The organism is Achromobacter sp. ACM04 (assembly GCF_014851465.1).
Lineage (GTDB): Bacteria > Pseudomonadota > Gammaproteobacteria > Burkholderiales > Burkholderiaceae_B > Achromobacter > Achromobacter aegrifaciens.
Window position 1 is genome coordinate 805,740 of record NZ_JACUZS010000001.1, and the last position, 19,270, is coordinate 825,009.

Sequence of the window (19,270 nt, forward strand, 5' to 3'; positions counted from 1 at the left end):
AATCCACCATGAACCAGCATCTCACCCCCATCATGATCGGCATACTGGCCGCCACGCTTCCCGCTTACCCCGTCGTGGGCGTCGCGGCGGAACTCGGCCAGGTGGACGTGTCGGATCCCACGGGCGGCACGCAGATGACGTTGGAGTCCGGGGCTACGGTCACCCATGCCGGCGCCGGAGCGGCCATCACGGTCTCCGGCGCGGGCAACAAGGTGATCGGAGACGGCATCCGCATCACCGCGGGCGGGGCTGGCGGCCAGAACACCCCGGGGGTCAAGGCCAGCCAGGGCGGGGCGGTGGAACTGTCCAACGGCAGCGTGCAGACCGTGGGCACCGGGTACTACGCATATGGCTTGCATGCGACGGGCGCGGGCAGTTCGATATCGGCCGTCAACACCGAAATCAGCACGGCGGGCCTCTATTCCCATGGGGCTTACACGCAGTCGGGCGGAAAAGTCACGCTGAAAGGCGGCAGCATCTCGCTGACCAACAACGGCAGCACCGGATTGCGCGCGGAAGGCGCAAACTCTCTCATCACGGCGGAATCCGTCGACATCACCACGGCCGCCAACAACAGCGCCGCGGTGTATGTCGATAACGGCGGCCGGGTCGAACTGACAGGCGTCAACGCCAGCGTTAGGGGCAATACGATCGCCGCCATGACCGCGAGGGGGGCCGGGTCGACGCTGTCGCTCAAGGACACGCACCTCACGGCTGTATCCGGCCGCGGCATCGACGCGGAAAGCGGGAGCCTCGTGATGACGGGCGGCTCGGTGACTGCCTATGGCGACGCGATCATGGCAAACAGGCTTTACGGCGTCCAGGGCGGCGCCGTGGAGGTCAGCGACGCCACGCTGTCGAGTTCGAACGGGTACGGCATCAACCTCAACGCGGACGGCGCTTCGGCCAAGCTGCGCAACGTCTCCATCTTGGCAGAGCGTTCGTGGGGAGCGGGGATCTGGCTCATCGGCGTCGATAGCGAACTGGACGCCGTCGACTTGCATATCGACTCCCAGTCGCTCGGTATCGACAACCGGCGGGGCCGCGCGGTCCTGCGCGGCGGCTCCATCACCACGCGCGGCAACAATGCGTATGGGCTGTATGCGTCGCGCGAAGGGGGAACCCAGGCCACGATAGAAACCTACGGCACGCGGATCCAGACCAGCGGAACAGGTTCGGTTGGCGCATTGGCGCGGGTATCCGGCGCCAGCATTTCGTTGACGGACTCCACCGTCGATACCGAAGGCGCCAAGGCGCACGGGCTCTTTTCCAGCGGCACCAATTCGAAGGTCAGCGCGACGGGAACCGTCGTGCGCACTCGCGGCGCCGACGCCACGGGCCTCGCCATGAGCAACCGGACCATCGTGATGCTGGACAGCACGCAGCTGAGCACCGAGGGCGCCGACGCCTACGGCATCTGGAGCTACGTGACCGGGGACGACATCACCAATACGCTGTTCCTCACGAACGGAAGCCGCGTCGACACGCAGGACGCCGCCGCGTTGCTGGTCACGGGCGGCAACCACGACTTCACGCTGCGCGACGCGCACGTCACGGCCCGCCAGGGCGGCGTCGAGGACGGCGGCTTGCTCCTGCACTCGCGGGCGGTCGATGTCACCAGCGGCGGCACGACCACGACCATCGAAGCGGGGCAGGTCAACCTGGACGCCGCAGGCTCGACCCTGACGGGCGACGTCCTGGCCGACAGCGGCGTCGTGGATATTTCGCTCAAGGATGCCAGCGTGTTGACCGGCGCGCTCATCTCCCGCGGCGGCCGCGTCAATAGTCTGGGCGTGGACGCCACCAGCACCTGGAACGTCCGCGGCAATTCTTCTTTCGGCGTCTTGAACAACGCGGGCACGGTGAGGTTCGTCGCGCCCGACGCTCACGCGGGCTTCAAGACGGTCACTGTCAACGACTACGCTGGCGGCGGCACGCTGGTCATGAACACCAGGCTGGGCGATGACAGCTCCCTGACCGACAAACTGGTGATTGACGGCGGTTCCACCTCCGGCACCACGGCCATGTGCATTATCAACGCGGGCGGCGCGGGCGGGCAGACCACGCAAGGCATCCGCCTGGTGGAAACGATCAACGGAGGCACCACCACTGCGGACGCGTTTCGCCTGGACGCGGGATCGACGGGTTACCGGGGTAGCGCGGGAACAATCGCGATCAATGGCTACGACTACAGCCTGGTACGCGGCGGCGCCAATGGCGTGGCGTCCGATTGGTACCTGACTTCCGTCTATACGCCAGGCGAGGTCGACCCGGAAACGCCCGAGCCGCCGATCACGGATCCGGGAGGCGAGGTCGACCCGGGCACGCCGGAGCCGCCGATCACGGATCCGGGCGGCGGCGTCGACCCGGAAACGCCGGAGCCGCCGATCACGGACCCTGGCGGCGAGGTCGATCCGGGAACGCCGGAACCGCCGGTCACGGAGCCGGGCGGTCCGGTGACGCCGCCCGAAATCACCCCGCCCGGCGGCGAGGGCTACGTCAACGTCTCACCGGAAAGCGGCGCGTACCTGGGCAACCAGTTGGCGGCGACACGGATGTTCATGCACAGCCTGCATGACCGCGCGGTGGGTCGGATTACGTCGGCCGACGATGCGGATAGAGCCGGCAATGCGCTCTGGGCGCGCGTGAAGGGTAGCCATGACAGCGGCCTGCGCTTGACGCAGGGCAAGGTTGACGTCGACACGGACAGCTACGTCATGCAGTTGGGCGGCGATGTGCTGCACGCCCGCGCGGGGCAGGACGGCGTGATTCTCGCCGGCGTGATGGCGGGTTATGGCGATGCGCGGGCGAATTCCACGTCGCGGCTCATGGTGCCTGGCTCGAACACGTCCGTGAACGCGCGGGCACGGGGCAAGGTCACGGGCTATTCCGTCGGCGTGTATGCCACGGCGTACGCCAATGACGTCACACGCCTGGGCGCCTATGCGGACTCCACGCTGCAGTACGCCCGCTACTCGAATCAGATCAGCAGTGAACTGGGATCGGCGCGCTATCACGCCAATGCCTGGATGGCTTCGGTCGAAGCCGGCTATGCCGTGCAGCCGTTCGCGCCCGGCTCGGCGCTGGCCGCCGTGGTGGTTGAGCCTCAGGTTCAAGTGGCCTACACCCGCTACGACGCCGAAGATGCCACGCTGCCGGGCATGAAGCTGGAGAGCGGCGGCGCGGATTCGGTGACGACGCGGGTCGGCGCACGCGTTTATCCGCTGGGCAAGTCCGAGGCCAGCGCGACGGTGCGTCCATTCCTGGAGGCCAATTGGCTGCACAACACGGGCGCCCCGCGGGTCGAGATCGGCGATGGACGCTTCAGCGCCAAGCCGCTGCGGGACGCGGCTGAGTTGAAGCTGGGCGCCGAGGGTAGGATCGGCAAGTCCCTTTATCTGGCGGGCCAGGTGTCTGGCCTGGCCGGCAATGGCGACCAGCGCGGAGTTGGCGGGATGTTGAACGTGACCTACCGCTGGTAAGGGCAGGTCCGCGTCAAGCAACGCCCGGTTGTGCGATGCGCGCAGCCGGGCGTTGCGCGTAGGTGGGCGGGACGGCGCTCAGGCGAATCCTTGTTCGTCGGCGTAGCGCAGCAGTTCGGCGTTGCTGTCGATGTTGAGCTTGCGCATGGCCGACTGCTTCTGCGTGCCGATGGTTGCGACGGACCGGTTCAGCCGGCGCGCGATCTCCGTCACCGACAGCCCCAGCGCGAACAGGCGCACCACTTCGAGCTCCTTGGGCGACAGGTTCTTGGTGCGGCCAGCGCCGCCCATCGTCACATCATTCTGGCTGAGCCGCTTGTCGACGCCGGCCGACAGGATCGTCTCTTCGCCGGTCATGGCGCGCAGGCATACCGCCACCAGCTTGTCGATGGGTTCGTCTTTGCCGACGATGCCTGCCACGCCCAGTTGCCGCAATTGACTGAGGATGCCGCTATTGGTCAGCATCGTGAATACCACAATCGGGACTTCCGGAAACTGGCGCTGCAGGCGCTCGATGAGGCGCAGGCCGTCCTCGTCCGCTGTGTCGGACTGCATCGTGAAGTCGGTCACGATCAAGTGGCAGGAGTGGCTTTGGACCGCTGCAAGGAGCTCCAGTCCGGAGCGGGCGGTCGCCACGACGCTGAAGCCTGGCACTCCGTTGAGAGATTCGGCCACGGCAAGCGAGATGATCGGATGATCATCGGCGACGATGATACGTACATCCTGTCCAGATAAGGGCTTGCTCATGTATGGGCTATCGAATGCGCGGCTTCCGAAGCCATCCAGGCTTCCGAGTGTGCTCATTCTAATCCAAGTTCCTGGCGGGAAAGGGCGAAAACGGGTTCAGATATCCGCCAACATTCGCCGCAGCGCTGCGGTCAGGGCTTCCGCTTCGCCGAGGGTCACCGCGTTCAATCCTTCTTTGTGCAGCGCCGCTTCCAGCGCTTCCAGCCTGCGGGTCAGCGCCGCCATGTGCACGACGCCGACCGCCCCCCGGATGCGGTGCAGCGTTTTTTGCAGCAGATGCAGGTCGCCGGCCGCCAGCGTCTGTTCCAGCTTCTCCAGATCGTCCTGCATCGTACTGATGAAAAGCGCGCGAAACTTGACGGACGCCTTGGGCGGTATGCCAGGCGCGGCGGGAAGCAGCCGGGTCACGGCCGTCGCGATGCCCGAGGCGCCGTCGTTGTGGCGCTGCAGATGGCGCCGCAGCGTGCGCAATTCGATGGGCTTGACGAGCCATGACGTCATGCCTGCATCCAGGCAGCGCTCTTCCTCTTCGCGCATCGCGTTTGCCGTGACGCCGATGATCGGGACCTTGACGCCCTTGGCGCGCAGCTCGCGAGCCAAGTCGTAGCCGTTCATGCGGGGCATGTTGACGTCGGTCAACAGCACGTCGTAGGTTCCCAGTCCCCAAAGCGTCAGTGCTTCGGCGCCATTCGGGGCCACTGTCACGGCACAGCCCAGCTGTTGCAGCTGATTCTGCAACGTTGCCTGATTGATCGGATTGTCTTCGGCGACCAGGACCCGCAGCCCCAAGGGCGTGAAAATGGCCGCGTCAGCAGCGCCTGGCGGCGCCGCCAGGTGGCCTTGCAAGGCGCCCAGGATGCCCGCGGCGATCTGGTCCACGCCGGGTATGACCCGGATGGTGCGGGCGGAGGGCGCCTTCACGCCAGCGGCGGCCAGCACGTGGTGGCCGGCCCAGTCCAGGGCATCCAGGTCGGGCCCGCTGAACAGCACGTCCAGCAGAACCTCGCCGGGCGCGCCCAAGGGCAGGGGGACCGGAGCGGGGGTGGCCTGCGCGCCCCAGAGATTCAGCCACAGGCAAACGTTGTCGGTCAGCTCGCGATTGGGGCTGCGCACCAGGACACGAGCGCCGCGCAGATCGGGCGCATTCAGGGGCCGGCCAGGAACCGTCCGCAGCGGCAATTCCAGGGAAAAACTGCTGCCCAGCCCCAGTTCGCTGGTCACCCGTATCTCGCTGCCCATCAGCTTGGCCAGGCGCGCGCAAATGGGCAGGCCGATCCCCGTGCCTCGTACCGTGTGCGATGCGCCATCGATCTGGTAGAAGGGCAAAAAGAGCTGGGTCTGTTCGTCCTTGCCGATACCGATGCCCGTGTCGACGACCTGGAGCGTGAGGTTGGCTCTGTCTGCCTCGGCGCTTGCAACCTTCAGGCGTGCGATGACATGTCCCGATTCGCTGAACTTGATGGCGTTGCTCAGCAGGTTGCCCAGTATCTGCCGGATTCGGGCAGCGTCGCCCGTCACCCAGGCCGGCACGTCGATGTCCACGCAGCAGAACAGCAGCAGGCCCTTTTGTTCGGCCATCGCCGCATAGGAGCTGGTGCAGCTCTGCACCAATTCACGGGGGTTGAACTCCGTGGACTCCAGCGCAAGCTGGCCGGCTTCGATCTTGGTGATGTCGAGGATGTCGCTGATGAGCTGGAGCAGGATCGCCGACGAGCTTTGCATGCGTTCCAGATGCTGCCGCTGTTCGCGGTCCAGCTGCGTCAACCCCATCAGTTCCAATGTCCCCAGCACGCCATAAAGCGGCGTGCGGATTTCGTGGCTCATGGTCGCCAGGAACGTGGACTTGGCTTCGCTGGCTTTATCCGCTTCCCGCTTGGCCTGCGCAAGCGCGCGTTCTATCGACGCCCGGGCGCTGATGTCGGAAAAAGCGCACAGCACGACATCCCGGTTGTTGTAGCGCGTCGGCGCGTAGGCGACATACAGCGGGCGGCCGTCGGCGGCATGAAAATTGGCGATCGTGCCCGGCCCCGTCGCCGCCAGCACCTGGCGCAGCAGCAGATTGGCCTCGGGCGTGTTTTCCAGGGGTTGGCCGGCTGCGACGCCCAGCCATTGCAGCGCCAGGCCGTTGCCGAACACGATGTCGCCGGTGGGGCGCGCCAGCAGGCAGAGCGCCACCGGCGCGGTTTCGATCAGCGTGCGGCTGAACTCTTCTCGTTCGACGATTTTGTGCTGGGCATTCTGCGCGGGCGCGATCACGCTGCGGTTGAACCAACGCATGAAGGCAAAGCCGCCGCCCAGGCTCAGGAGCAGGAGCAAGGCGGCGGTGATCGGCAGCCAGAGATTGTCCTGGAAGAAAACGGGATAGTCGACCCGATAGATGCCGGTCCAGACGCCGGTCGAGTCGGTCGTGCGCAGCACCAGTCCGTCAGTCGTATAGTGCAGCCCGTTCTCGCTCACCGTTGGACGGTCGCTGTCGCCCAGCAGTATGCCGGCGTCGCGGTGCGACAGCCAGAATCCGCCGTATAAAGGCCGGCTCATCGCTTTTTCGAAGATGCTGATCCGGTGGTGGCTGAGCAGCGTGGCGGCATAGATGGCGGGCGTGGTTCCCGGTCTTCCGCTCCATGCCGATTGCGGGACGTTGGCGTAGATCATTCCCAACATGCTGCCCGGCAGCTCCGCCGTGCGGAACCAATGAATGCGGCCCGCGCTGGCTGGCCCCGGCAAGCCGGGCAGATCCTGATCGATCAGGCGTTGCTGGACCGCATCCAGTTGGCGCAGTTCCGCGCGTATGGCGTCCGTGGCCGCCAGGAAGTGGCGCGGGGTCAGCATCTCGTAGCCGGACGGCGCGTCGACCGCCGGGACGCTGAGGCTGATGCTGTCGTTCTGGTTGACCAGGAAGCTGGTGGACGCGGGGAAGTAGGACGACGCCCAATAGGTGGAATAGAAATTCGCCAGATAGCCGCCCAGGCCCGCCAGCCGGCGGCCGGCCTGGGGACAGTCGGACGGGTCTACGCACGCCAGGGAGAACGCCATTTCGGCACTGCTGTTCTGCCCATCGAGGAGCTGCACCCCGAAGCGTTCGCGGACGTTCGTCGCGTGCAGGGAAATCGTGGTCGAGGCGTTTTCGGGAGGCAGCGATGCGCTATGGGAGCGCAGCTTGTTCAGGAACTGCTCCTGGGCGTGGACATAGCCGATGAGTATGGTGAAATCCAGGTTCAGGCGTTCGCGCTCTTGTTCGATGATGCGCTGCAGGCCCCAGAAAAACGCGCTGCCCAGTACCAGCACCAGCGGCAATATGCCGAACAAGGCGAGGTTCAACCAGCGCGAGGTGCGTGTAATCCTGCCGAATGGCGTGTCCTGCAAGGGCATGAACGGCTTCCTCGACGTTAGGATGGGTTCATCGCCTGGCGCTCCAGGGCCAGCAGATTGCTGAAGGCTTCGGCGTCGACCGCGGCGGAAATCAGAAAGCCCTGTGCGCAGTCGCAGCCGATGCGCCGGAGAAACTCAAGGTCCTTGCTGGTTTCGACGCCCTCGGCCGTGATCTGGAGTCCCAGCTGCCGTCCCAACTGAACCGAAGACACAAGCGCGGCGGCGCGGCCTTCGTCATCGGCGGCGCCGCTGACAAAGGCCCGATCGATCTTCAGCTCGGTGAACGGAGTGCTGATCAAGCTGTACATGGAGCTATATCCTATGCCGAAATCGTCTTGCGCCAAGCCGAATCCTTTCAGCCGCAACCTGCTCGCGCCCATATAGTATTGGCCTTGGACCGAGGTTGTCTCGTCTTCCAGCAATTCAAATGAGATTTCTTGCGTCGCCACGTCCGCGGCCAGCACGATGCGCTCGAGTTCGTCGGGCAGGTGCGGGTCGTCCAGCAGCTGGGTCGGCAGGTTCACGGAAACGGGCATCCGGTATCCCTCGCGCCGCCAACGCGCATATGCCTCGAGGGAGTCTGCGAGCATCCGCAGGAGCAGCGAGCGATCCAGCGAGTGACGCCTCACCGCGGACAGGAACGATCCCGGCAGCATGAATCCGAATTCGGGATGCTGCCACCGGACCAGCGCTTCAGCGCTGACGATGCGGCCGCTGGCCAGCGCTTTCTTGGGCTGGAACCAGGCCCGCAGCTGCCCCTGGCGCAATGCGTGTTCGAGGGTTCCGCGGTCGAACAAGGCCTCGGCATTGGCCAGCAAAGCCGGACCGCGCGGTTCGGCCCGGCTTTGCCGCAGTTGGCTGGTCAACTGCCGCGCGTGGTCCGCCGTCAGCGGTTTTGCAAACGTGCCCAGCACCGCCAGGCCTTTCTCCTTTGCCATCAACGCCACGCTGTTCATGATGCGGCGCGGGCACGCCGACACGATAGCCAGCATGGGATTGTGATGCAGCGTGGCGAGGCGGTCGATGAACTGCACGCCATCCATGCCCGGCATGTTCAAGTCGATCAGCACAAGGTGATACGGCGCTACGCCGATCATCTCCAGCGCGGCTTCGGCGGAAGTGGCGACGTCCGCTGGGGCGAACCCGGCGGCTTCCAGCAGCGTCGTCATGTGGACGCATTGGAGGGGGTGGTCTTCCACGACCAGAATCCTGTAGTCGGCGAGCTGCTTCATCATGAGGCTTCCTTAAGGGCAACGAGGGTTTGGCGCAATGCGTCAATGGGCAAGGGCTTGAGCAGGACCTTGGTCATGCCGGCGGCGGCGCTGCGCCGCAGGTCGTCGGTGAATGCGTTGGCGGTGATGCCGACGACTGGACGGGTATAGCCCTGGCTGCGAAGGGCCTGGGTCAGTTCATGGCCGTCCATCTGCGGCATCTGGAGATCGGTCAGGATGGCGTCGAACGCGGTCACGTCCGGGCGGGCCAAGGCTTCGCGGCCGTTGGCGGCCAGCACCACGGTGCAGCCCAGATGCTCCAGCTGTTCCCGCAAGATATGCTGGCTGACCGGGTTGTCCTCGACCACCAGCAGGTGCATGTCCAGAACGTCGCGCACTGCCTTGGTTTCCAGGGATTCCTTGGCCGCCGCGCCATCCTGCGCCTGGCGCACCGCGGCGGCGATATCGGCCAGGCTGTAGGCGTTGGCTATCCAGCTGCTGCGCGCCTGATCCTGACGGGGGCGCGTGCCGGGGGGGTGCGCAATCACCCGGGCCCCTGACCAGTGCGACGGGTTCGGGATCTGCGGCCAGGCGTCCACCAGCACGCTGGCTTCCGCCTGGCTGTGGTCTTCCGCCTGGTAAGGCAGGGCCAGGGCGCCCCAATGACGCAGCCAGTGGCACAGGTTGTTGACGACTTCGTTCACGGCGCCGCGCACGAAGACCGGCGTGGCCTCCAGGTGGATCCGCGTGCCATCGCGGACGCCGCCGACCAAGGGCAGCGTCAGTTCAAGCGATATGCTGGTGCCGAGGCCGGGCTCGCTGACGGCATGGAGGGATCCACCCATCATCTCGGACAGGCGCGCGCAGATCGCCAGTCCCAGTCCGGTGCCGGGAACGGCGCCGGGCCGGCCCGATTCGGCGCGATAGTAGGGCTCGAACAGCTGGGCGTGGTGTTCCGGCGGAATCCCGACGCCCGTGTCCGCGACCTGGAATCTCAGCGTCGCGGCCTCGGTGTCGCTGCGCAAGACTCGCAAGCGCAACACGATTTGGCCCGAATCCGTGAATTTGATGGCGTTGTTGACCAGATTGTTGAGTATCTGCCGCGTGCGCGTCAGATCGCCCAGCACCGACGCGGGCGCTTGCACGTCGGCCACTGCGTAGAGGTGCAGGCCCTTGCTTTCGGCGCGCGCGGCATAGCCGCTGACCACGGCGTCCAGCAGTTCCGCCGGAGAGTAAGCCTCCGACTCCAGCTCCAGGTAGCCGGCTTCGATACGGGACAGGTCCAGCGTGTCATTGATGGTGCGCAACAGCGTCGACGAGGACTGCTGCATGGTTTCCAGATATTGGCGCTGCTGGTTGTCGACGGCTGTCAGCTCGAGCATTTCCAGCGTGCCCAGGATGCCGAAAAGAGGCGTCCGGATTTCATGGCTCATGGTCGTCAGGAAGACAGTCTTGGCGTGGTTCGCGGCGTCGGCGTCGAGCTTGGCCCGCATGATCGAGCGCTCGACCTGCTTGAACGGGGTGATGTCGTTGATGCCGCACAACACCACCTCCTGGCCGCGGTAGGTGATGCCGGCAAACGTGATGTGGACATTGCGGCCGTCCTGCAAGGCGTACTCGCGCGTCGAGTTGAGGCCGGCGGAGGTGGCCGCGCTGCATAGCAGGCCGGCGTCGCTGAGCAGCCATTGGCGGGCTAGTTCATTGGACAGGATGAGCTTGTGGTCGGCGCGCCGCAGCAGGCACAGGCCCACTGGTGCCACCTCGACGAGCTTGCGGGTCAGGGACACGCTGTCGGCCAACGCTTCGTATTGCCGGATGGCCGGCGCGATCAGCTTTCTCTTGATGTGCCTCGCGCCGAGAACCACCGCCGCGATCAGCAGGACCGTGGCGGCCAGCGTCGCCTGGACCGCAAAGGCGGTGTTGGCGAGAATGCGGCTGATTGGCGTGTGGTAGACCAGCCGCCACCCAGCTTCACCAACGGATTTGTTCAGCACCACATACTCGGGCAGCAGCCCAGGCCCCCCCCAGCCGAAGGAGTCTTCTTGCGCGCCGCGCGGGCTGGACATGGCCAGGAACGAGGCGGCCGGACTGTGCAGGACGGGCGCGCCGTCCTGGTCGTACAGGGCGTAGCTGCCGCCGACCAGGGGCGACAGATCCATGGCGGCGTCGATATCCACCACTTCCAGGCCGATCCACCCCGAGTCCGGTGCGGCGGAATCCATGGGGGTGTAAAGGTACAACCGGTTTGTCTGGTCCATCGGCGGCTTGAGCCAGACGATGGGATGGCGGCCGGCGGGATCCAGGCCGGGATCGGCTGCCGCCAGCGTACGCGCGATCCAGCGCTGCTTGGCCGCGTCCATCTCGTTCTGTTCATGGCCAGGCAGCGGTACCAGCAGGGAGGTCTGGCCCGTGCGCACCGAGCTGTACAGCAGCTGGGTATGGGCAAGACCCACGTCGTTCAGGTCGCGGGGAGTGAGGATCAGGGCCCAGTCGTAGGCGTCCTGCTCTTCCAGCAGAGGAAATACCTCGATCTGCCGCGTATTGCCAAAGAAGCGCGGCGTCTGGGAGACCGGCGCGCGGTCCGTGTTGCGCACCGCGGAAGAGGACAGGGAGCGCAGCAGGATCTCCCGTTGGTCGAAAAAAAGCTGCGCGTTGTAGGCCGCGGCATTCATCTGGCGGCGATAGGCCGAAACGGTGTCGCTGAATGCCCAGTAGAGGGAAAAGGCCGCCGCGGCCGCGATGCACGCCAGGAGCGCGAGGGCGAACAGATGCAGCAATAGTGTCGGCGCCCTGGGAGGGGCCTCGACATCTTCATGCGAGAGGGGTTGGGATTCCTGGACAGGCATGAGCCTATCGTAGAAATGGGGGGCGGCACGGAACATCAAAAGATTTTGAAAATGCCGTCCGCCATGCGTGTCCAGGCGCGTCCGACCGCAGGGACGCTGCCAGGACCAGGAGAATCAGAATCTTATGATGGGCGCGCCTTGCGGTGGTCCGTACTCTGGCGCCAGCAACCTGAGCGCGGCCCCCGCGCCGGCGGAATCACTGAAAACACGCATGAACGTCAATGATAGGGCCGAAGTCACGCCATGCCCGGGCAGTTCGCTGAAGATTCAGCCCATTCTGGACGCGAGTGGCGCCATCTGCGAAATGGCGCTGGCGGGGGATTGGATGAGCCGCCTGCCCATGGAAGCATCGCATGCAGCGGCGGCATCCGCGTTGCGGGCCGCAGGCGACATCCTCCAGGAGAGCGGCAGCCTGGCGCTGTTGAGCATGGACCATCCGCTCAACGTGTACACCGGGAGGAGCCTGGCCGAACAGCTTTGCCTGGATCTGCGCATAGCGCAGGTCGGCGGCAACTTGCTGTCGGATGAGCGTCTGGTCCGAGAAAGGCCGCAGCCGATTTACCCGAGCGCGCGCGTCGTGTTCAACGTCCCGCTGAGCAGCCGCATCGCCGAGGGCGCCGAATTCTTCCGGCGCTATGGTGACTTCAAGGCCACGCTGCGCGTCCGCCTGCTGCCCTGTAGCCGGGACGGCGCGCCCACGCCATTCGGCGTCCTGCGCGCGGTGGGCCTGCGCGTCGACATCCCCGCGGGCATCAGCCAGGCCAATGCGTGGCAGGAGCAGTTCTTCAGTTTGCTCGGGCACGCGTCCAGAAGGGGTGTCAAAGTGCTGGCCTGCAGGATCCGGACCATCGAGGACTTCAATTGGCTGCGGTTGCAGCCTGATCTGCGATTCCAGGGCGACGTGCTGTCCACCGCCTTGAGCCTGTGCTACGTCCGGCATTGGCTGTCAGGCCCCGGCACTGACTGGCGCGCATTCCGGATGGGAGAAAAGGTCGATCCAGCCCGCTCGGCGCCCGACCAGGCGCCACACGGCGGCTAGCGCGCGTGGCGCGGCATCGTCAGGGTTTTGCGGTCGCCTGTGGTCACACTTTGCTCAACCGCAGTTGCATCAACTCGAGCAGCGCCCGCACCCGTGCAGTGACTGAATGGCGATGGCTGTATGCCCCCAGCAGTTGCAGCGGCGCCGGCTGCAGATCCAGCGCCACCTCCACCAGGCGGCCCGCAGCAAGGTCTTCCTGGCAACCAAACGCCGCCAGTATCGCGAAACCTATGCCTTGCCGCGCGCCCGCGCCTGCGAGTTCGCCGCTGTTGACGCGGTAGCGGCTGCGGACCGGCACTTTGACGATCTCGCCGGCGGCGTCGATGAATTGCCAGGGCTGGCCTTTCAATGCGCTCAGGGTGGTGATGCAGGGCAGGGACTTGAGTTCTCGTACGTGGCGAGGCGTTCCGGTCCGGGCAAGCAGGCTGGGCGCCGCGACCACGATGCTGGGCAGGGTCGCCAGTTCACGCGTGATGAAGGCGCTGTCGTCCTGCCGGCCGCGATGGAAAACGATGGCCAGGTCCACGTCCTCTTCCCGCAATGACTCCAGCCCGCTCATGCGCGTATCGCATTCGAGTTCCACGCCGGGGTGCAGGCTGCAGAACTCGGCAAGGATAGGGGCCAGCAGTCGGGGCGCTTCGCCCGGCATGCACATTCTCAGGGGGCCGCGCAGCTCGCGTTGCACCGCGCCCAGTTCTTCTTCGGTGGCGAGCAAGGTATCGAGCAGGGGCTTGGCGCGTTCGTACAACAGCCTGCCGGCTTCCGTCATGCGCAGATGGCGGGTGCTGCGCTCGAGCAGGCGTACGCCCAGCCTGCGTTCCAGCGACGCGACATGGCGGCTGACGTTGGACGAAGGCAGCGCCAGCAGCCGGGCGGCGCCGGCGAAGCTCTGTTCGTCGACGACCGCCGCATAGACGCGGACGGTGTTCAGGTCGAGGGCAGCGCTCATGATTGTCCCATTTAAGGTAATAGGTCAGCCCATTTTTACATGCTAGTTCTCAAAATTGACGGAATCTAAAATGCCGTCATCGTCCGAAAAGCGCCGTCGGCGGCGCGTCGAGACGGGTTCTACTGGAGAGCATCGGCATGGAAATCGGAATACTGGGCGGCGGCATCGCGGGCTTGAGCGTGGCGCTGGCTTTGCGCCAGCAGGGGCACGGACTTCGCGTGTATGAACGCAGGACGCAGCCGGCGACCATGGGGGCCGGCGTGACCTTGTGGCCGAATGCCGGCTTCGTGCTGGACGAGTTGGGCTTGCTGCCGGACATCGCGGCAGCGAGCGGGAGGCCGGTTGCGGCGCGCCGCGAGGATGCGGCAGGCAATCCGCTGGGCGGAATCGATATCGCCTTGCTGGATCGGATGATGGGATATTCCACCCACACGATTCTGCGTCGGGATCTGCAGACGGTGCTGTTGGACCATGCGGCGCGGGCAGGAATTCCGGTGGAGTATGGGCATCGGGCGGTGGCGATCGATCTGCACGAGGATGGCCGGGCCGAGGCGCGCTTCGAGAATGGCCGGAGCATCCGACCGGACTTGCTCATCGGCGCCGATGGCCGCATGGATTCGGTGGCGCGCCGATTCGTCGCGGGAGACAACGCGCCGGTTTATCAGGGCTTCGTGAATTGGATAGGCGTGGCGCAGGCGGACGGTGTGCTGGTCGACGAAATCGCCATCCAGGACTATTGGGGCGCGGGCGAGCGCTTTGGCGCCGTGGCGGTGCGGCCGGGCCTGGTCTACTGGGCGGGCGCGCAGGCGCGGCCCTTGTCCGCGGCCGGGCCTGCGGCGGACCTGCGCCAGGAGGTCGAGGCGTTGTTCGGAAAATGGCCCGACCCTGTCGCCCGCATCATCCGCGCGACGCCGGCGCACGCCATCCGCCTGATCGCCGTGCACGACCGCGATCCCCTGACAAGCTGGAGCCGGGGCAACGTGCTGCTGGTGGGCGACGCCGCGCACGCGCCCCTGCCGACCTCGGGGCAGGGCGCGTGCCAGGCGCTGGAGGATGCCTGGCACCTGGCCCGATGCCTGAACGGCCCGGACGCGGGCCTGGCGGCGGCTCTGAGTGAATTTGCGCAGATACGCATTCCCAAGACCACGCAGTTGATCGAACAGGCGCGGGTATCTGCGCGCGGCCTGTTCGCCACGGACCCGCAGACCTGCCGCATCCGCAACGAGCACGCCAGGACGGCAGATCCCGTGCATGTTGCGCAAGCCCTGGCGGCGGGTTGGGCCCAAGAATTGCCTATGCCCGGACTCGGGAGCGGCGCGCCTGTTCACGGCGCCGGATTCGGCCGCCTGGCCCGCATCTGAACGCCTGAGCCGGGTCAGAACGCTACAAGCCCAGTCCCAGCAGCATGAGGAAGGTGCCAAACAGGATGAAATGGGTCATGCCCTCGATCGCGTTGGTCTGGCCGTCATTGAGGTTGATTGCCGCCACCAGCAGGGTGACGAGCATCATCAATGTCTGCGCCGGCGTCATGGCCATGACGATGCGCTGACCTGTGATCAAGGCCAGGGCCTCCATCGCCGGCACGGTCAGTATCACCGTGGACAACGAAGCGCCAAGCGCGATATTGACCACCGATTGCATCCGGTTCGCGAGCGCCGCGCGCAATGCGGTCAGCATTTCCGGCGCGGCGGAAATGCCGGCCACGATCAGTGCCACCAAGCCAGGAGGCACTTCGATGCCTTCCAGGCTGCGATCGAGGGAATGGGACATCAGTTCGGCAAGCGCGCCCACGGCAATGATGCCGATCGCCATGACCGCCGCCGATTGGCCTCGGGTTGGGTAGCCTGAGGTTGGCAGGGGCCTGCGGGTTTTCTTGTCCGGATAGCTGTAGCTGAAGAAGTAGCTGTGCGGGCCGGTCTGCATGCGCAGGAACACGCCGTACAGGAGCAGCATGGCCGCAATCGTGAAACTGCTATACGCGCGCCAGCGCGACTGAGGAATGAACTCGGGAATGATCATCGAGACCGTAACCGCGGTCAGGATCATCACGCTGTAAGTTCGGGCGGAATCATCGTTGTATGCCTGCTCGCCGTGCTTGAAACCGCCGATCAGGGCGGCTACGCCCAGGATGCCGTTGATGTCCAGCATGACGGCCGAATAGATACTGTCGCGCACCAGCGTGGGTGAGTGGGCCTTGGTGGACACGATTGCCAGCACGATGACCTCGACCAGCACGGCGGATAGCGTCAGGATCATGCTGCCGTAAGGGTCGCCAAGCTTCTGCGCGACACGCTCGGCGTGGCGGGCGACGCTCAGCGAAGCGGCCAGGATGGCGGTGATCAAAACGGCAGTCTCGACCAGGCTGGCAAGGCGGCCGTAACCGCTTGCGCCGGAATCGGCCAGGTATCCGGCGGCGGCCAGCGCGCAGGCCAGCAACAGGAGCTTTTCGGACTGCAGAATGGATTTCATCTGGGCTCCGCCGGCCGCAATCCTGTCAGCCTAGCACGCCGCATGTCTTCTTTCCCTGGCCGGGGGCGGGCACGGAACTTGCTGAACAGGATGTCCCGTGGAGCAAGGGGGCCAGCATGCTCAACACTCGCGTACCCAGGCGGCGTCCGGCGCCGAAGCGTTCGGCTGCACCCGACGCGGGCGGTGCTGACCATCCGGTAGCGCGCTTCTTTGATCATTTTGCCGCGCATGTGACCAAGTGGGTGGGGTCGCCCATCGCCTTCGGATTGGCGGTCATCACTGTTGTGCTGTGGGGGGCCTCCGGTCCTGCGTTCGGCTATTCCGAAGTGTGGCAATTGGTGATCAATACCGGCACCACCATAGTCACGTTCCTGATGGTGTTCCTGATTCAACAAAGCCAGAACAAGGACAGCGAGGCGTTGCACCTCAAACTCGATGAATTGCTTATTGCGCTGGAGGGCGCGGACGAAGGGCTGGTCGACGCGGAGCGCCTGGACGAAGACAAGCTGCTCGCCCTGGCCGCGGCCTGTACCGCTCGCGCCAGACAGGAACGCCGCCGCCGCGCCCGCAAAAGGAGGCAGCCATGATCGGAATCAAGCCCACGGTCCGCAAGGGCCAGTACGACGGCCCGCTAGCGCGGGAAGAATTCCGCCTGCGCTTCATGCGGCGCTTTTACGATCCGGCCTTCGAGGCCGAGCGCGACGCGCTGGAGCGCCTGGAAGCGATTGCCTGGGAAGGCTACGAAGCAGGGCGCAAGGCGCCTGTCACGGTGAAAGCCGGCCAGGGCTACGCCGATCCCGATTACGATCTTTCCCAGGAGTGGAAGGAAACGCGCGACCGCCTGGAGCGCGCGGAGGCAGTTCAGCGCGATCCGGACACCCCGTCTCGCGTCCTGGTGATCGTCGGCGCCGCGCGCAATGACGGCACCTGTCCCGGGGAGGTCTCCAAGAGCTGGCGGCTGGCGCGCCTCGTCCTGGATGAGCTGCAGACGGCCGGCGTGCAGACGGACCTGTTGGATCTCAGCCGCCTGGTTTCCGAATATGAGTACCGCATCCATCCCTGCAAGGGCTGCGTGTCGACCGCGATGCCCCTGTGCCATTGGCCATGCAGCTGCTATCCGAACCACTCGCTGGGACAGTCCAACGACGCCATGGCCGGGATCTACGAGCAATGGGTCGCGGCACATGGCGTGATCCTGGTGGCGCCCACGTACTGGTACCAATCGCCCAGCCCCTTGAAGCTGATGATAGACAGGCTGGTGTGCGCCGACGGCGGCAATCCCGATCCCACGCTGACTGGCGGCAAGGATCCGCTCAAAGCCAAACAGGTCGAGCTTGCCGGTTGGCCATACCCCAAGCATCTGGCCGGCCGCGCCTACGGCCTGGTGGTGCATGGAGACGTGGCCGGCGTCGAGGCGCAGCGGCGCGGGTTGGCCGATTGGCTGGACTGGATGGGGCTGATGGACGCGGGCGCGGCGTCGCGGCTGGACCGCTACATCAGCTATTACCGCCCGTATGCCACCAGCCACGACGACCTGGACCAGGACCAGGCGGTGCAGCAGGAAGTGCGCAACGTGGCGCAGGCCATGGCCAATTTCCTGCCGCGCCTGCGGCGCGGCGAATTCGAGGGACTGGATCAGGGCATCCGCGATCCCAGGCCGAAGTAAACCGCAGTAGCATGAAGGCAGGATTCGACAGGAGGCCCCTATGGAACACGCCAGTTGGGATTTCGAGCTCGAGCGTCCGGTTGAGCATCAGGGCAGCTGGAGCATCGCTTATGTGCTGGTGCCGCCGGCGGCGGGAGCGCCGCAGGAGCGGATAGCCGTCGAGGAGCGCTTCGCCTCGGCCCAGGTTGCGATAGACGAGGCGACGCGGCTGGCCCAGATCCACGTCGCGGACTTGAACGGGGATACCGCGTCGTTCGAGAAGCCGACAGACACGGAAGTGCCGTTCGGCAAGAATCCACGGTTCTGACGCCTCTTGCGCGGGCGTTGTGGCATGGCGCTTGCTGATACCGGGCTGCGGCGGATTTCGCCGCACTTCCTGATAGGTGCTGCGATGCCCCAGATCCAATTCGAGTTGGCTTTGCATCCGATAACGATGGCGTCCGTGCCGCCGCCCGGGACCCCAGCCCATCGGCCGCCGGCGCAGAATCCGGATGACGCCAACGACAGCGCTCAAGGCGATGAGGTGCCCGACGAGGACATCGAGCCCGCCGACACGACGTCCAAGGACAACGCCGCCGAGGGTTCGGCGGACAGGTAACCTAAAATGGCGCTCCGATCATTTCAAGGCGCCTATGGCGCCGCCTGCCCAGGTTCCCTCCATGCAAGAAAACACGTCCGCCGCGCAGCCGGCATCCGGAACGCCGCAACGTCAGAGATTCGAGTCGCTCGTGCGCACGCTCGAAGCGCAGCGCGCCCGCCTGCGCGGCTGGCAGGCCGTGCTGCCGGAATACCAGAAGAAATACGAAGACGTGCTGGCGCCGCTGGAGACGGTCGAGGTCGAACTGAAGGCCAAGCTGGTGGCCTGCTTCGACCATGCCTGCAAGCAGAAGGAACTGACCAAGGCGGAACGCGCCCTGGCGTCGGAGATCGCTGCGCAGCTGGCACAGGAAACGCTGGACGCCATCGTGCTGGATGGCACGCCGGCCGAGTGCGACACGGACAGGCTGAAGGCCTTGTATCTCAAGCATGCCGGCTCGGACTACGACGCCGGCGCGGAAGACGGACAGGACGAGGACGATGCCGAAGCGCTGCTGACCCAGGCGGCGGGCGATAGCCCCGCTCCCGCGCCCGAAACGCTGGCGGAAATCGAAGCCTTGGCCGCTGCCGGTCCGGATCGTCTGGCTGGCGTCGATGAGGAACGCTACGCGCAGTACATCCAGGCGCTGGACGCGCAGCTCGCCAAGCTGGCCGGCGAAATCGCAGCCGCGGAAGACGGCTTCAAGGCCAAGTACCATTTCGATCCCGCGCAATCCATAGACCCTTCCGAACTGATGGAAGACCTGGACGCGGAGATCGCCGATGCCGAGGAATACATAGGCGAACTCGAATTCGAGCTGTCGCAGTTCGTCGACATGCAGCAGGTCAAGGCCTGGCTCAAGGCCATGAAGCAGCAGCTGGCGGCCACACGCCGGCGCGAGGGGCGCGGCTGAGG

The 19,270-nt window shown here is 65.6% G+C and carries 14 protein-coding genes; 8 read left to right on the plus strand and 6 right to left on the minus strand.

Going from position 1 to position 19,270, the window contains the following annotated elements; genetic code table 11:
• Nucleotides 1-8: 8 nt before the first annotated feature.
• A complete protein-coding gene (locus IB259_RS03860) occupies nt 9-3,482 on the plus strand; it encodes an autotransporter outer membrane beta-barrel domain-containing protein (RefSeq protein WP_192327599.1) in 3,474 nt (1,157 codons plus the stop codon).
• A gap of 78 nt (nt 3,483-3,560) precedes the next feature.
• On the opposite strand, the gene IB259_RS03865 is transcribed toward IB259_RS03860, so the two are convergent.
• From IB259_RS03865 to IB259_RS03880, 4 genes are all read right to left on the minus strand, one after another.
• Nucleotides 3,561-4,229, minus strand: coding sequence for a response regulator transcription factor (locus tag IB259_RS03865; protein WP_192327602.1), 669 nt, complete (start codon nt 4,227-4,229; stop codon nt 3,561-3,563).
• Nucleotides 4,230-4,325: 96 nt separating this feature from the next.
• The gene (locus tag IB259_RS03870; RefSeq protein WP_225596770.1) at nt 4,326-7,598 is read right to left on the minus strand and encodes a hybrid sensor histidine kinase/response regulator; all 3,273 of its coding nucleotides are present in this window, start codon (nt 7,596-7,598) and stop codon (nt 4,326-4,328) included.
• 17 nt (nt 7,599-7,615) lie between these two features.
• Nucleotides 7,616-8,830 carry an EAL domain-containing protein gene (locus IB259_RS03875; protein WP_192328845.1) on the minus strand — a complete coding sequence of 405 codons (1,215 nt, stop codon included), beginning with the start codon at nt 8,828-8,830 and terminating at the stop codon, nt 7,616-7,618.
• Nucleotides 8,830-11,655, minus strand: a complete 2,826-nt coding sequence (locus tag IB259_RS03880) for an ATP-binding protein (RefSeq protein ID WP_192327605.1) — start codon at nt 11,653-11,655, stop codon at nt 8,830-8,832. The genes IB259_RS03875 and IB259_RS03880 overlap by 1 nt, the downstream gene beginning before the upstream one ends.
• A 124-nt stretch (nt 11,656-11,779) precedes the next feature.
• Between IB259_RS03880 and IB259_RS03885 the strand changes: the two genes are divergently transcribed.
• Nucleotides 11,780-12,694: a hypothetical protein gene (locus IB259_RS03885; protein ID WP_192327608.1), complete on the plus strand. Its 915-nt coding sequence runs from the start codon at nt 11,780-11,782 to the stop codon at nt 12,692-12,694.
• 43 nt (nt 12,695-12,737) lie between these two features.
• On the opposite strand, the gene IB259_RS03890 is transcribed toward IB259_RS03885, so the two are convergent.
• Complete coding sequence (locus IB259_RS03890; RefSeq protein ID WP_192327611.1) at nt 12,738-13,643, minus strand: LysR family transcriptional regulator; 906 nt, start codon at nt 13,641-13,643, stop codon at nt 12,738-12,740.
• A gap of 137 nt (nt 13,644-13,780) precedes the next feature.
• Between IB259_RS03890 and IB259_RS03895 the strand changes: the two genes are divergently transcribed.
• Nucleotides 13,781-15,004 (plus strand): FAD-dependent monooxygenase, encoded by a 1,224-nt coding sequence (locus IB259_RS03895; protein WP_192327614.1) that lies wholly within the window; start codon nt 13,781-13,783, stop codon nt 15,002-15,004.
• Nucleotides 15,005-15,026: 22 nt separating this feature from the next.
• Here the strand turns inward: IB259_RS03895 and IB259_RS03900 are convergent, their stop codons facing one another.
• On the minus strand, nt 15,027-16,112 hold the full coding sequence (locus IB259_RS03900; RefSeq protein WP_054454757.1) for a calcium:proton antiporter: 1,086 nt from the start codon (nt 16,110-16,112) through the stop codon (nt 15,027-15,029).
• A gap of 116 nt (nt 16,113-16,228) precedes the next feature.
• Here IB259_RS03900 and IB259_RS03905 point away from each other — a divergent pair, with 116 nt between their 5' ends.
• From IB259_RS03905 to IB259_RS03925, 5 genes are all read left to right on the plus strand, one after another.
• Nucleotides 16,229-16,699, plus strand: coding sequence for a low affinity iron permease family protein (locus tag IB259_RS03905; protein WP_082401036.1), 471 nt, complete (start codon nt 16,229-16,231; stop codon nt 16,697-16,699).
• Nucleotides 16,696-17,778, plus strand: coding sequence for a flavodoxin family protein (locus tag IB259_RS03910; RefSeq protein WP_054454755.1), 1,083 nt, complete (start codon nt 16,696-16,698; stop codon nt 17,776-17,778). Before IB259_RS03905 ends, IB259_RS03910 begins: the two co-directional genes overlap by 4 nt.
• A gap of 40 nt (nt 17,779-17,818) precedes the next feature.
• The gene (locus IB259_RS03915; RefSeq protein WP_119451151.1) at nt 17,819-18,085 is read left to right on the plus strand and encodes a hypothetical protein; all 267 of its coding nucleotides are present in this window, start codon (nt 17,819-17,821) and stop codon (nt 18,083-18,085) included.
• 84 nt (nt 18,086-18,169) lie between these two features.
• Nucleotides 18,170-18,376 carry a hypothetical protein gene (locus tag IB259_RS03920; RefSeq protein WP_125470364.1) on the plus strand — a complete coding sequence of 69 codons (207 nt, stop codon included), beginning with the start codon at nt 18,170-18,172 and terminating at the stop codon, nt 18,374-18,376.
• Nucleotides 18,377-18,506: 130 nt separating this feature from the next.
• Complete coding sequence (locus IB259_RS03925) at nt 18,507-19,268, plus strand: hypothetical protein (protein ID WP_310535635.1); 762 nt, start codon at nt 18,507-18,509, stop codon at nt 19,266-19,268.
• Nucleotides 19,269-19,270: the final 2 nt, after the last annotated feature.

Excerpts from the sequence above, each read along its gene's own strand:
- IB259_RS03860 (WP_192327599.1), top strand. The coding sequence starts at position 9 with ATGAACCAGCATCTCACCCCCATCATGATCGGCATACTGGCCGCCACG.
- IB259_RS03865 (WP_192327602.1), bottom strand. The coding sequence starts at position 4,229 with ATGAGCAAGCCCTTATCTGGACAGGATGTACGTATCATCGTCGCCGAT.
- IB259_RS03870 (WP_225596770.1), bottom strand. The coding sequence starts at position 7,598 with ATGCCCTTGCAGGACACGCCATTCGGCAGGATTACACGCACCTCGCGC.
- IB259_RS03875 (WP_192328845.1), bottom strand. The coding sequence starts at position 8,830 with ATGAAGCAGCTCGCCGACTACAGGATTCTGGTCGTGGAAGACCACCCC.
- IB259_RS03880 (WP_192327605.1), bottom strand. The coding sequence starts at position 11,655 with ATGCCTGTCCAGGAATCCCAACCCCTCTCGCATGAAGATGTCGAGGCC.
- IB259_RS03885 (WP_192327608.1), top strand. The coding sequence starts at position 11,780 with ATGATGGGCGCGCCTTGCGGTGGTCCGTACTCTGGCGCCAGCAACCTG.
- IB259_RS03890 (WP_192327611.1), bottom strand. The coding sequence starts at position 13,643 with ATGAGCGCTGCCCTCGACCTGAACACCGTCCGCGTCTATGCGGCGGTC.
- IB259_RS03895 (WP_192327614.1), top strand. The coding sequence starts at position 13,781 with ATGGAAATCGGAATACTGGGCGGCGGCATCGCGGGCTTGAGCGTGGCG.
- IB259_RS03900 (WP_054454757.1), bottom strand. The coding sequence starts at position 16,112 with ATGAAATCCATTCTGCAGTCCGAAAAGCTCCTGTTGCTGGCCTGCGCG.
- IB259_RS03905 (WP_082401036.1), top strand. The coding sequence starts at position 16,229 with ATGCTCAACACTCGCGTACCCAGGCGGCGTCCGGCGCCGAAGCGTTCG.
- IB259_RS03910 (WP_054454755.1), top strand. The coding sequence starts at position 16,696 with ATGATCGGAATCAAGCCCACGGTCCGCAAGGGCCAGTACGACGGCCCG.
- IB259_RS03915 (WP_119451151.1), top strand. The coding sequence starts at position 17,819 with ATGGAACACGCCAGTTGGGATTTCGAGCTCGAGCGTCCGGTTGAGCAT.
- IB259_RS03920 (WP_125470364.1), top strand. The coding sequence starts at position 18,170 with ATGCCCCAGATCCAATTCGAGTTGGCTTTGCATCCGATAACGATGGCG.